This is a genomic window from Mesobacterium hydrothermale, assembly GCF_035818635.1.
In the GTDB taxonomy this organism is placed as follows: domain Bacteria; phylum Pseudomonadota; class Alphaproteobacteria; order Rhodobacterales; family Rhodobacteraceae; genus Mesobacterium_A; species Mesobacterium_A hydrothermale.
In genome coordinates this window covers 25463-38241 of record NZ_JAYLLH010000012.1, presented here as the reverse complement: position 1 = coordinate 38241, position 12779 = coordinate 25463, and the positions used below count along the sequence as shown (strand labels likewise).

Annotated in this window: 13 protein-coding genes; 8 read left to right on the top strand and 5 right to left on the bottom strand. The window is 65.7% G+C overall.

Going from position 1 to position 12779, the window contains the following annotated elements; translation table 11 throughout:
• Nucleotides 1–8 precede the first annotated feature (8 nt).
• The 3 genes from VK792_RS10420 to VK792_RS10410 form a co-directional block, all read right to left on the bottom strand.
• On the bottom strand, nt 9–1526 hold the full coding sequence (locus tag VK792_RS10420) for an NADH-ubiquinone oxidoreductase-F iron-sulfur binding region domain-containing protein (RefSeq protein ID WP_326297422.1): 1518 nt from the start codon (nt 1524–1526) through the stop codon (nt 9–11).
• Nucleotides 1523–1987: a formate dehydrogenase subunit gamma gene (locus tag VK792_RS10415; protein ID WP_326297421.1), complete on the bottom strand. Its 465-nt coding sequence runs from the start codon at nt 1985–1987 to the stop codon at nt 1523–1525. The genes VK792_RS10420 and VK792_RS10415 overlap by 4 nt, the downstream gene beginning before the upstream one ends.
• A gap of 89 nt (nt 1988–2076) precedes the next feature.
• The gene (locus VK792_RS10410) at nt 2077–2964 is read right to left on the bottom strand and encodes a LysR family transcriptional regulator (RefSeq protein WP_326297420.1); all 888 of its coding nucleotides are present in this window, start codon (nt 2962–2964) and stop codon (nt 2077–2079) included.
• Nucleotides 2965–3144: 180 nt separating this feature from the next.
• Here VK792_RS10410 and VK792_RS10405 point away from each other — a divergent pair, with 180 nt between their 5' ends.
• Both VK792_RS10405 and VK792_RS10400 read left to right on the top strand, forming a co-directional pair.
• Nucleotides 3145–3699: a bifunctional transcriptional activator/DNA repair enzyme AdaA gene (locus VK792_RS10405; protein ID WP_326297419.1), complete on the top strand. Its 555-nt coding sequence runs from the start codon at nt 3145–3147 to the stop codon at nt 3697–3699.
• Nucleotides 3696–4181: a methylated-DNA--[protein]-cysteine S-methyltransferase gene (locus VK792_RS10400; RefSeq protein WP_326297418.1), complete on the top strand. Its 486-nt coding sequence runs from the start codon at nt 3696–3698 to the stop codon at nt 4179–4181. The genes VK792_RS10405 and VK792_RS10400 overlap by 4 nt, the downstream gene beginning before the upstream one ends.
• A gap of 6 nt (nt 4182–4187) precedes the next feature.
• On the opposite strand, the gene VK792_RS10395 is transcribed toward VK792_RS10400, so the two are convergent.
• Nucleotides 4188–4913 carry an aspartate/glutamate racemase family protein gene (locus tag VK792_RS10395; protein WP_326297417.1) on the bottom strand — a complete coding sequence of 242 codons (726 nt, stop codon included), beginning with the start codon at nt 4911–4913 and terminating at the stop codon, nt 4188–4190.
• A 64-nt stretch (nt 4914–4977) separates the two neighbouring features.
• The gene (locus VK792_RS10390; RefSeq protein WP_326297416.1) at nt 4978–5874 is read right to left on the bottom strand and encodes a LysR family transcriptional regulator; all 897 of its coding nucleotides are present in this window, start codon (nt 5872–5874) and stop codon (nt 4978–4980) included.
• Between the two features lie 115 nt (nt 5875–5989).
• Between VK792_RS10390 and VK792_RS10385 the strand changes: the two genes are divergently transcribed.
• From VK792_RS10385 to purF, 6 genes are all read left to right on the top strand, one after another.
• Nucleotides 5990–7270, top strand: coding sequence for an NAD(P)/FAD-dependent oxidoreductase (locus VK792_RS10385; RefSeq protein WP_326297415.1), 1281 nt, complete (start codon nt 5990–5992; stop codon nt 7268–7270).
• A gap of 65 nt (nt 7271–7335) precedes the next feature.
• Nucleotides 7336–8310 (top strand): TRAP transporter substrate-binding protein, encoded by a 975-nt coding sequence (locus tag VK792_RS10380; RefSeq protein WP_326297414.1) that lies wholly within the window; start codon nt 7336–7338, stop codon nt 8308–8310.
• Nucleotides 8311–8392: 82 nt separating this feature from the next.
• Entirely contained in the window at nt 8393–8917 is a 525-nt protein-coding gene (locus VK792_RS10375; RefSeq protein WP_326297413.1) for a TRAP transporter small permease, read from the top strand.
• A 12-nt stretch (nt 8918–8929) separates the two neighbouring features.
• Complete coding sequence (locus VK792_RS10370) at nt 8930–10243, top strand: TRAP transporter large permease (RefSeq protein ID WP_326297412.1); 1314 nt, start codon at nt 8930–8932, stop codon at nt 10241–10243.
• Between the two features lie 4 nt (nt 10244–10247).
• Entirely contained in the window at nt 10248–11189 is a 942-nt protein-coding gene (locus VK792_RS10365) for a hypothetical protein (RefSeq protein ID WP_326297411.1), read from the top strand.
• A gap of 112 nt (nt 11190–11301) precedes the next feature.
• Nucleotides 11302–12756 (top strand): amidophosphoribosyltransferase, encoded by a 1455-nt coding sequence (gene purF, locus VK792_RS10360; protein WP_326297410.1) that lies wholly within the window; start codon nt 11302–11304, stop codon nt 12754–12756.
• Nucleotides 12757–12779 lie beyond the last annotated feature (23 nt).

The following is a 12779-nucleotide window of genomic DNA, read 5'->3' as shown; positions in this document are numbered from 1 at the left end:
GAAACCGCTCATTCGGCGGCCACTTTCACCGCCCCGAACTCGTCGGGAAACAGCCGTAGCGCGCTCAGCACCGGGTACGGGGTGAAGCCGCCCAACGCGCAAAGCGCGCCATCCTTCATCACCTCGCACAGGTCTTCCAGCAGCGGCACCGCGCTGCCGTCGCCGGCCGCAATCCGGTCGATGGTCTCGACCCCGCGCACCGCGCCGATCCGGCAGGGCGTGCACTTGCCGCAGCTTTCCACCGCGCAGAACTCCATCGCGAACCGCGCCATCGCGACCATGTCGGCGCCGTCGTCGAACACCGTGATCCCGGCATGGCCGATCAACCCGCCCGCGCCGTCGAATTCCTCATAGCCGAACGCCGTGTCGAACTGATGCGGCGCGAAATAGGCCCCCAACGGCCCGCCGACCTGCACCGCCTTGACCGGACGGCCCGTGGCGGTGCCCCCGGCGATCTCGGACACCAGTTCGCCCAGCGGCAGGCCAAAAGCGGTCTCGAACAGCCCGCCGCGCGCCACGTTGCCGGCGATCTGGATCGGCATCGTGCCTTTCGACCGGCCCAGACCGAAGCTGGCGTAATGCGCAGCGCCTTTCGCAAGGATCACCGGCACGGTGGCCAACGACAGCACGTTGTTGACCACCGTCGGCTTGCCGAACAACCCTTCCAGCGCCGGCAACGGCGGCTTGGCACGCACGATCCCGCGCTTGCCTTCCAGCGAATTCAGAAGCGAGGTCTCCTCGCCGCAGACATAGGCGCCCGCGCCCTTGCGGATCTCGATGTCGAACGCATGGCGCGCGCCGAGCACTTGGCCCAGCACCCCGGCGTCGCGGGCGATCTCGACAGCGCGGGTCATCACCGCGATGGCATCGGGATATTCCGACCGGATATAGACAAACCCCTTGGTCGCCCCCACCGCCAGCCCGGCAATCGCCATGCCCTCGATCAGGCAGAACGGGTCGCCCTCCATCAGCATGCGGTCGGCAAAGGTGCCGCTGTCACCTTCGTCGGCATTGCAGACGATGTATTTCCGCGGGCCTTGCGCCTTGCGCACCGTGTCCCACTTGATCCCGGTCGGAAAGCCGGCGCCGCCACGGCCGCGCAGCCCGCTTGCGGTAACCTCGGCCACGATCTCTTCGCCTGTCATCGCGATCGCGCGGCGCAGCCCGGTCAGCCCGCCCTGCGCTTCGTACTCTGACAGCGACAGCGGATCGATCACGCCGACGCGGGCAAAGGTCAGGCGGGTTTGGCGTTTCATCCAGTCCAGGTCCTCGACCGGGCCCAGCGCCTTTGCGCAGTCGCCCGACAGGATCGCCGTGGCATCCGCGGGCCCGGCAGGGCCGAAGCCGTGGCGCACGCCGTCGATTTCAAACTCGACCAGCGGCTCCAGCCAGATCATGCCCCGGCTGCCGTTGCGGGTGATCTGCACCTCGATACCCCGCGCTTCGGCCTCGGCTTGCAGCGCCTGCGCCACGGCATCCGCACCCAGCGCTTTCGCGGCGGCATCGCCCGGAACCCAGATCCTCATGCCACGCCCTCCGCGATTTTTTCGACCGTTGCGCGCCCGATCAGCCGGTCGTCCACCATCGCCGCCGGCGCGCAGGCGCACAGCCCCAGGCAGAACACCGGCTCTACCGTCACCTGGCCGTCCTCGGTGGTGCCGTGCCAGCCGGTCCTGAAATGCGCCAGCACCGCCTCGGCCAGCGCGACCCCGCCCATGGATTGGCAGGCTTCGGCGCGGCAGATCCGGACCACGTGGGTCCCGGCCGGCGCCTTGCGGAAATCGTGATAGAAGCTGAGGACGCCATGCACTTCGGCCCGGCCCACGTTCAGCACGTCGCCCAACACGCGCGCGGCGTTGTCGGGCACCACGCCAAAAGTGTCCTGAATGGCGTGCAGGATCGGCAGAAGCGGGCCTTCAAGTTCAAGAAACCCCTGCGCCAGTGCGCGCAGGTCGTCGTCAGAAGGCAGCGGCAGGTCGCGGGGCATGGCATCCTCACCTGTGACAGTTTGACCCTCATGTGCCCCGGCTTGATGTCCGATTCAATATCGAGATTCGGTTAAGCGATAGCCATTTGCTATTGATCACGCGCCATCTCGGCTACCAGTTTGCGCAGCGCCTGCACGACCGGGGTATAAGGCTCCCGGTGCAGCGCCACCAGGCCGACGGTCGGTGCGGCGCTGTCTTCCTCGATCGGGACCACGCACAGGTCATGCCCCGCCGCCAGAAACCGCGCCAGGTGATCCGGCAACACGGTGACAGAGCGCCCGGCGATCACGTTCGATACCAGCACGATTGTGGAATTGCTTTCGACCGAGGCCACAACTTCGATCCCCGCCTGCATCAGGTGGCGGTTGAGGATCCGCCGGTTCTGCATGTCCGGGGTCAGCAGACACATCGCGATGCCGTTCAACTCGGGCCAGCGCAGGCTGTGCTTGTGCGCCAGCACGTGATCGGACCGGCACAGCAGCGCGTAATGCTCGCGGTACAGCGGCGTGGTGGTCATCCGGCCCAAGGGTTCATTGTCGAGATAGGTCAATCCGGCGTCGGCATCGAGATTCTCGATCTGTTTCAGGATTTCCTCGGACGAGCGCGACAACACGGTGAAACTGGTGCTGGGATGGCGCTCGGTGAAGCGCGCGGTCAGCTCTGCCGCCCAGGTCAGCGCGGTCGGGATCACCGCCAGGCGGACATGCCCGGCAAGCCCGGCATAGGTGGCACGCATTTCCTGTTTCAACCTGCGGGCGTCCCCCACGATCTGCCGCGCCCAGACCAGGGCGCGCTGGCCCTCTGGCGTCAGGCCGCCAAAGCGGGAGCCACGGTTGACCAGCTTAACACCCAGCTGATCCTCCAACTGGCGAATCCCGTTGGACAGCGACGGCTGGGTGATGCCCAGCGCCTCGGCGGCATGACCGAAGTGCTGTTCCTTGGCGAGTGCGATGAGCATTTCGAGTTTGGCGATCATGATACAGGACTATCAACGTCAGTTTTGATAGGACATCGCTATCATACAGGTGTTCCGCGGCCTTGGCGAGTGTTCCGCCGGTTTGAGTATTTGTGGAAAGATGAAAGCAAGTGGACGGTTTCGGACGTGATCATCGCGTCGGGGCTGTCCCGGCCGGGACCGCGGCGGTATCCTGGGACCATGTTGGATTTCGACACCTGCGATGCGGCCCGGCTGCGCAAGGACCCGGCCTTTGACGGGCGGTTCTTTACCGCTGTCCGCACCACCGGCATCTATTGTCGCCCGGTCTGCCCGGTGAAGCCGCCGCTGAGCCGGAACGTACGGTTCTTCCCCAGCGCGGCGGCGGCCGAGGCGGCGGGCTATCGCCCCTGTCTGCGGTGCCGGCCCGAGACCCTGCCGTTTTCGCCCGCGTGGATGGGCACTCAGGCCACGGTGACGCGCGCCCTGCGGCTGATTGCGGACGGGGCGCTGGACCATGGCGGCACGGTCGCGGCGCTGGCCGGCAGGCTGGGGGTGGGCGCGCGCCACCTGAGCCGGTTGTTCGCGCAGCACCTGGGCGCCAGCCCGGCGCAGGTGGCCCGGACCCGGCGGCTGGCCCGGGCCAAGACGCTGCTGACCGACACTGACCTGCCGGTGGCCGAGATCGCCAAGGCCGCCGGGTTCGGCAGCGTGCGTGCCTTGAACGCGGGGTTTGCGCGGCTTTACGGGCGTTCCCCGGGAAGCCTGCGGCGGTGACGGTCAACCTGCGGTACCGGTTTGTCGACAGCCCCATCGGGGCGCTACTGCTGGTCGGCGATGACAGGGGGCTGCACCGGCTGGGGTTCGCACAGGGCCCGCGCGCCTTTGGCCCGGACCCGGCCTGGCGGCAGGCCTCCGGCGCCTTTGCCGAGGTGGCGCGCCAAGTGTCCGCCTATTTCGCCGGGGAGTTGCGAACGTTCGACGTCCCCCTGGTCCTGTCGGGCACCGATTTTCAGACCCGGCACTGGCGCGCCATGCCGACGCTGCCCTATGGCCGCACGCAAAGCTATGGTGCCTGGGCGGCGCACCTGGGCGTGCCGCGCGCGGTGCGGGCGATCGGGGCGGCGAACGGCGCCAACCCGATACCGATCATCCTGCCCTGTCATCGGCTGGTGGCCGCAGACGGCAACCTGACCAGGTTCGGAGGCGGGCTGTCGGCGAAGCGGTTCCTGCTGGCGCTGGAGGCACGGCACAGGTGAGGTGACTCAGTCCTCGACCGACGGAAAGCGGCGCGGACGCAGGCCCGACTGGAACCAGGAAATGAAGCTGTGAATGGTGAAGACCGGCAGCCCCGTCGCCTGGGCAACATCGCGGGCATAAGGCACCATGTTGGTGCATTCCAGCACCAAGGCGCCCAGGTCAGGATGGGCGGCCCGAAGCGCAAGGGCCGCGTCGATATTGTCCTGCCGCGCGAGCGCCACGTCCAGTACCGGGTCGTTGTCCAGGATCGCACGGGTAAATTCGCGCCCGCCTTCGGTGCTGCCCACCGGCGTGTCCGCAGGCACCCGGGCCGCGGCCAGATGCGCGGGGGTCAGCGACTTGGCGGACACCGTCAGCACCCCGGCCCGCCGCCCCGGCGGCAGAAGCGCGTTGACCAGGCCCACCTGCATCAGCGAGGAGGTTGCCACCGGCACACCGACCGCTGCCGCCAGGTCCGCCTGCATCAACGAGAGGAATCCGCAGGTTGTCGTGATCCCGTCCGCACCATCGGCCACCAGCGCCTGCGCCGCCTCGACGAAGGCGGGCAGCAGCCCCTTGGCGCCGCCGCGCACCGCAAGATCGGGCGAGGCGCCGCGCACAACGCGGTATTGCACCGGGAAATCCCAACTTTGGGCATTGCCCATGTCGCCTGGGATGCGTGGAAAGCGCGATTCCAGCATCAGGATGCCCACCGATGCGCCGTAAAACGACTTGCCGCCGCTGATCTTCATGCCGATTCCCCTTGGGTGTCCTGGGCGACTGTGGCCCGCTGCGGCGCCGGTGCCAAGCCGCGCCTTAGCCCACCGCCACGGCCTGCATGCGCGGCAGAACCTGGTCCAGGAACTCTCGGCCGATCGCGGAAAGCGGCTTGTCCTTGGCGGTGACCACGACGATATCCAGCAGCACTGCCGGATCGAAACGGCGCACGACATAGCCCGCCCCGTCGTCGGCGGACAGGGTGAACGGGTCGATCATCGCCGCGCCCAGCCCCTGTTTCACAAGGTTCAGCGCGTTGCGGAACAGATCGGTGTGGCAGCGGATGCGGAAATGCGCACCGTCGGACAGGAACGCTTCACGGGTGCGACGGCTGACCATGTGGTCATTTCCCATGACGATGAAAGGATAGCTGTCGAGGTCCGAGGGCGTCAGCACCGGTTTGTCGGCAACGCCGCTGCCCTCGGGAAGGGCGCAGAGGGTTTCGAACCGGAAATGGCGCTGTTCCATCGCCTCTTGCCGGACGGGCATTTCGCACAGGCCGATTTCGAACAGGCCGGCGGTGACCCATTCCTGCACCTTGCCGGAATATTGCGACTGGAACGCGATGGTCAGGTTCGGGCGGCCCTTGGCGAAACGCGCGATCTCGTTCGGCAGGAAACCAAAGGCCAGCGCGTGGTTGCAGGCCACCTGCAACTGTCCCGCCTTCTGGTTTTGCAGGTCGGTCACCGCCTGGTTGACGTGATCGAGGCCACGCACGACCGTGTCGATCTCGTCGAACAGCACCATCGCTTCGGGTGTTGGCACCAACCGCCCGCGGGTGCGTTCGAACAGCTTCAGCTTGGTGCGCCGTTCAAGCTGCGCCAGCAGGTTGGAAATCGCCGGTTGCGAAATGCCCAGGTATTCGGCCGCCGCCGTGACTGTGCCGCGCTGAAGCGTGGCGTGAAAGGCCTGAAATTGGCGAAACGGCGTGGACATGACGCGACCCTATCACAGCAGCTTATGGTTTTTGCATGAAATTGTATTGGAATTTATGATGTCCTCGCGGCAATCTTGATTTCAACAGGCAGGCGCGGGGGATGCGTCCGCCGCCATGGGGAAAGCCACTCACGTGACCGGCACGACACAGGACAAGAAGAAAATCGCCATCATCGGCGCAGGGATCTTCGGGGTCTCCACCGCGATCTGGCTGCAACGCGACGGGCACAAGGTGATCCTGATCGACCGCGAAGGCCCGGCCGCCGGGGCCAGTTTCGGCAATGGCGGCGTGCTGGCCAGTTGCGCGATCATCCCGGTCACCGTGCCAGGGCTGATGTGGAAAGCGCCGAAAATGCTGTTCAGCCCCAAAGAGCCCTTGTTCATGAAATGGGGCTACCTGCCCCGGCTGCTGCCCTGGATGCTGAAATACCTGTCGCATGGGACGGATGCCAGGATGCGCCATCGCGCCAGGGCCCTGACCCCGATCATCGGCGACAGCCTGGCCGACCATCAGGCGCTGTCGGCGGGCACCGGGGCGGAACGCTGGGTGGTGGCGTCGGATTACCTGTATCTGTACCGCGACCGGGCCGCGTACGAGGGCGACAACCTGGGCTGGTCGGTGCGGCGCGACAACGGCTTTACCTGGGACCTGCTGGAAGGCGACGACTGGCGCGGGTACGACCCGATCTTTGGCCCCGATATCGGCATGGCGGTGCGCCTGCACGACCATGGCCGGATTTCCGACCCTGGCGCCTATGTCACCGCGCTGGCCCGGCATGTGACGGATCAGGGCGGACAGATGATCAAGGCCGAGGTCACCGATATCGTCCGCGAAAACGGCACGGTCACCGGGGTGCGCGCGGGCGGTGACACACTCGCGTGCGACGGCGCGGTGCTGGCCACGGGCGTCTGGTCCGGCCCGCTGGCGGCAAAGCTGGGCATCAAGGCGCCGCTGGAATCCGAACGTGGCTATCACCTCGAGCTATGGGAGCCCTCGGTCATGCCCAAGGCGCCGGTCATGGTCGCCTCGGGCAAGTTCGTGGCCACCCCGATGGAAGGCCGGCTGCGGCTGGCGGGGATCGTGGAATTCGGCGGGCTGGACGCGCCGCGCTCGCGTGCGCCCTACAAGCTGCTGGAAGACAACATCCGCAAGGCGATCCCCGGCATCACCTGGAAGAAATCGGTGGAATGGATGGGGCACCGCCCTTCGATGGCCGATTCCATCCCCGTGATCGGCGAGGTGCCGGGCGTCAAGGGCGCCTACCTGGGGTTTGGCCACGACCATGTCGGCCTGACCGGCGGGCCGAAAACCGGGCGTTTGCTGGCGCAGATGATCGGCGGGCACACGCCGAATATTGACCTCACCCCCTATTCCCCGTCACGTTTCATGACGTGACGGCAACCGATCCGGGACGAACCCGGACGCCACACCGTTCACATAAAATCACAGGGAGACCCAAAATGACCAAACTCAAAACCCTTCTGGCCGGCACCGCGCTGGCCGGTGCCATGGCCGCTCCGGCGCTGGCCGACAAGTGGGACATGCCGATGGCCTATGCCGCGACCAACTTCCATTCCGAGGTTGGCGCGGAATTCGCCAAATGCGTCACCGACGGCACCGGCGGGGCGCTGGAAATCGTCACCCATCCCTCGGGCTCGCTGTTCGGCGGCGCGGAAATCAAGCGCGCGGTGATGACCGGACAGGCCAACATCGGCGAACGTCTGCTGTCGGCGCACCAGAATGAAAACCCGCTTTACGGCGTGGATTCGATCCCCTTCCTGGTGTCGTCCTTCGACGAGCATGAAAAGCTCTGGAGCATCGCCCAGCCCTATGTCGAAGAGGCGCTGGCCGAAGATAACCTGCACTATCTCTATTCGGTGCCGTGGCCGCCGCAGGGCTTTTACGTCAACAAGCCGGTGGACTCGGTGGCCGACCTCAAGGGGGTGAAGTTCCGCTCCTACTCGACCGCAACCGCGCGCATGGCGGAACTGACTGGCATGCTGCCGGTCCAGGTCGAAGCCGCGGAACTGTCGCAGGCGCTGGCCACCGGCGTGGCGGAATCCTTCATCTCGTCGGGCGCCACCGGGTATGACCGCAAGGTCTGGGAACACCTGAGCCACTTCTACGAAGTCGACGCATGGCTGCCGCGCAACGCGGTCTTCGTCAACGCCGACGCCTGGAACGGGCTGGATGACGCCACCAAGACCGTGATGAACGATTGCGCCACCGCCGCAGCCGCCAGCGGCCTGCAGCGTTCCAAGGACTACACCCAGTTCACCCTGGACGGGCTGAAGGCAGGTGGCATGACCGTAGGCCGCGCCGGCGACAAGCTGGTCAGCGAATTGCAGGCCATCGGCGCCACCATGACCGCTGAATGGCTGGAAAGCGCGGGCGACGCCGGAAAGGCCATCGTCGACGCCTACAAGAACCAATAAGACAACGGCGCGGGGTGGGTTTTCGAACCCACCCCCACCACCGCGGTGGGTCGCGACCCACCCTGATTTTCCGGGGGACATCATGCTCAAGACCCTGCGCCGTGCGCTGGACGGCCTTTACTTGACGGGGGGCGTCCTTGCGGCGCTGTTCCTGATCGCGATCCTTGTGATCATCGTGTTGCAGATGCTGGCGCGCTGGACCGGCCATGTCTTTCCAGGCGCGACCGACTACGCCGGGTACTGCATGGCGGGCGCGTCCTTTCTTGCGCTGGCCTATGCGCTGAACCACGGCGCGCATATCCGGGTGTCGCTGTTTCTGTCCTTCCTTGGCAAGTATCGCCGCTGGGGCGAACTTTGGTGTTTCGGCATCGGCGCGGCGCTGGCCACCTACCTTGCCCGCTACGCGGTCAAGGGCACCTATGTCTCCTGGCGCTGGAACGAACTGTCCCAAGGCCTTGACGCCACACCGATCTGGATCCCGCAACTGTCGATGTGCGTGGGCACGATCCTGCTGGCCATCGCCTTCTGGGATCACCTTGTCCGGTTGCTGGTCACTGGCGACCATGGCATTCGGTCCGATCTCGTCGATCAAAGCCACGCGGAATAAGGGACCGGCACAATGGAACAACTGATCCCGATCGCGATCTTCCTTTTCGTTCTTTTCCTGCTGCTGGGCTCTGGCGTCTGGGTGGGGCTGTCCCTGCTGGGAGTGGCCTTTGTCGGGATGGAGCTGTTCACCTCGCGCCCGGCAGGCGATGCGATGATCACCAAGGTCTGGGCGTCGTCGTCCAGCTGGACGCTGACCGCCTTGCCGCTGTTCATCTGGATGGGGGAAATCCTGTACCGAACGCGACTGTCCGAGGACATGTTCAAGGGCCTGTCGCCGTGGATGGCGCGGCTGCCCGGGGGGCTGGTGCACACCAATATCGTCGGCTGTACGGTTTTTGCCGCCGTGTCCGGCTCGTCCGCGGCGACGCTGACAACCGTGGGCAAGATGTCGATCCCGGAACTGCGCAAGCGTGGCTATCCGGAAAACATGGTGATCGGCACACTAGCGGGCGCAGCCACGCTGGGATTGATGATTCCGCCGTCGCTGACGCTGATCGTCTATGGCGTCACCATCAACGAATCCATCACCAAGCTGTTCATGGCCGGCGTGTTCCCCGGACTCGTGCTGGCGGCCATGTTCATGGCCTATGTCGGCGTCAAGTCGAAAGTGTCCAAAGACTTCAACCCGACACCCGAACCGCGGATGACGCTGCTGGAAAAAGTCAAGAACTCCCGCTTCCTGATCCCGGTGATCTGCCTGATCCTGGTGGTCATCGGCTCGATGTACCTGGGCTATGCCACCGCGACCGAGGCCGCCGCCTTCGGCGTCATCGGGTCGATGGTGCTGGCCGCGACGCAGGGCTCGCTGACCTGGGGCACCTTCACCGCCAGCCTGATGGGTGCCGTGCGCACCAGCGCGATGATCGCCCTGATCCTGGCCGGTGCCGCCTTCCTGTCGCTGTCGATGGGCTTTACCGGTCTGCCGCGCGGGCTGGCCGACCTGATCGCCAGCTGGAACCTGACCAAGTTCGAACTGCTGATGGCGCTGCTGGTGTTCTATATCGTGCTGGGCATGTTCCTGGACGGGATCTCGTCGGTGGTGCTGACCATGGCGGTGGTGGAACCGATGATCCGGCAGGCGGGCATCGACATCATCTGGTTCGGCATCTTCATCGTCGTCGTCGTGGAAATGGCACAGATCACGCCGCCCATCGGCTTCAACCTGTTCGTGCTGCAAGGCATGACCAGCCATGAGATGAACTTCATCGCGCGCGCCGCGATCCCGATGTTCCTGATCATGGTGGTGATGGTCTTTGTGCTGATCGCCTTCCCCGAACTGGCGACCTGGCTGCCCGACAACATCCGCAAGGGCCCCGGGGGCTGAGCCCTTGGGCGCCCTGCGCTTCATCGCCCGGCACGGCCGCTGGAGCCTGATCGCCGGGCTGGTCGCGGGGCTTTGCCTGCCCGGGCTGGCGCATTGGGTCAAACCCTGGCTGCCCGAGATGATCGCCGCGCTGCTGTTCGTCGCCGCCTTCCGGATCGGGCCACGCGCGGCGCTTGGCAACCTGCGCGACCTGCGGGGCACCCTGCGGGTCGCGCTGATCTATCAGCTTGCGTTGCCGCTGATCGCGCTGGCGCTGGCCGCCCTTCTGGGGCTGTTGAACAGCCCGGCCATGCTGGCGGTCATCCTCGTGCTGTCGTCGCCCTCGGTCACCGGCAGCCCCAACTTCACGATCCTGATGGGGCAGGATCCCTCTGCCGCGATGCGGCTTCTGCTGCTGGGCACGGCGCTGTTTCCGTTCACCGCCCTGCCCGTTCTGCTGTTCTTTCCGCCCTTCGGCTCTCCTGCCGCGGTTCTGCTGTCATCGCTGAAACTGATGGCGGTCGTCTTCGGCGCGGTCGGCACGGCCTTTGCCCTGCGTCACCTCGCCGGCGACCGGGTGACCCCGGAACGCCAGCAGGCCTTTGATGGCGCAGCTGCGATCCTGCTGGCGGTCATGGTGGTCGGGCTGATGTCGGTCGCGGGCCCGGTGCTGACAACCGATCCGGCCCGTTTTGCCCGCTGGTTGGGCTTTGCGTTGATGTTGAACTTTGGCCTGCAGCTGCTGGCCTGGCGGTTCCTGCGCGGGATTCCCGCCCGCGACCTGCCCGGGATCAGCGTCGTCGCAGGCAACCGCAACATCGCGCTGTTTCTTGTCGCCCTGCCCGACAGCACCATCGACCAGCTGCTTTTGTTCATCGGCTGCTATCAGATCCCGATGTACCTGACCCCGACGCTGATGAAATTCCTGCACGACCGGCCCAAAGGCCGGGCATCCGCCGCCCCCTGACCATTGGTCACAGACTGTTTTGTGATCCTTTCGTGACAGACGCGCCTTGGGGCACTATGACGGGCACGAACGCCCAACACAGGATTCGGAGCCACCCTTGTCCGACCTCCAGATGCCCCCCGCCCATCCTTTCGACGACGACAAGCTGCGCGAAGAGTGCGGCATCTTCGGGGTGGTCGGTGTCACAGACGCCGCCAACTTCGTCGCCCTTGGCCTGCACGCCCTGCAACACCGCGGGCAAGAGGCGGGCGGCATCGTCAGCCATTCGGCGGCCACCGGGTTCAATTCGGCCCATCGTTTCGGCTATGTGCGCGACCATTTCACCAAGCAATCGCTGATGGAATCGCTGCCCGGGCCGCTGGCCATCGGGCATGTGCGCTATTCCACCGCCGGATCCAAGGCCGCCGCGATCCGCGACGTGCAGCCGTTCTTCGGCGAATTCAGCATGGGCGGCGCGGCGATTGCGCACAACGGCAACATCACCAACGCCATCGCGCTGCGGCGCGAACTGATCGAACGCGGATCGATCTTCCAGTCCTCGTCGGATTCGGAATGCATCATCCACCTGATGGCCCGCTCGCTGCAACGCGACATCCCCAGCCGGATGGAAGACGCGCTGCGCCGGGTCGAAGGCGCGTTTTCCGTGGTCGCGATGACCCGAACCAAGCTGATCGGCGTGCGCGACCCGCTGGGCGTGCGCCCGCTGGTTCTGGGCAAGGTCGGTGACGGCTGGTGCCTGTCGTCGGAAACCTGTGCGCTGGATATCATCGGCGCCGATTTCGTGCGCGAGATCGAGCCGGGTGAAATGGTCGTCATCACCGCCGAGGACGGCGTTGAATCGGTCCGCCCGTTCCGTCCCGCCAAGCCACGCTTCTGCATTTTCGAGCACGTCTATTTCAGCCGCCCCGACAGCATCATCGGCGGCCGTTCGGTCTATGAAACCCGCCGCCAGATTGGCGTGGAACTGGCCCGCGAAGCCCCAGTCGAAGCCGATCTTGTCTGCCCCGTCCCCGACAGCGGCACCCCGGCGGCGATCGGCTATGCCCATGAATCCGGCATTCCCTATGGCATGGGGATCATCCGCAACCAGTACATGGGCCGGACCTTCATCGAACCGACCGAACAGATCCGCAATATGGGTGTCCGGCTGAAACTGAACGTCAACCGCGCCCTGATCGCGGGCAAGCGCATCGTATTGGTGGATGACAGCGTGGTGCGCGGCACCACCAGCCGCAAGATCAAGGACATGTTGCTGGATGCCGGCGCGGCCGAGGTGCATTTCCGCATCGCCAGCCCGCCCACCGCCTGGCCCTGTTTCTATGGCGTCGACACGCCGCAGCGCGAAAAGCTTCTGGCCGCAACGATGACCGAAGACGAAATGCGTACCCACCTTGGTGTTGACAGCCTGCGCTTCATCTCGCTGGACGGGCTTTACCGCGCCGCTGGCGAAGCCAGTGGCCGCAACGATTCGTGTCCGCAGTATTGCGATGCGTGCTTCTCGGGCGAATACCCGGTCGAACCCGCCGACATGATCGAAAAAGGCTTTCAGATGAAAGCCGCGGAATAACCCCGCAGGGCCATCTCGCGGGC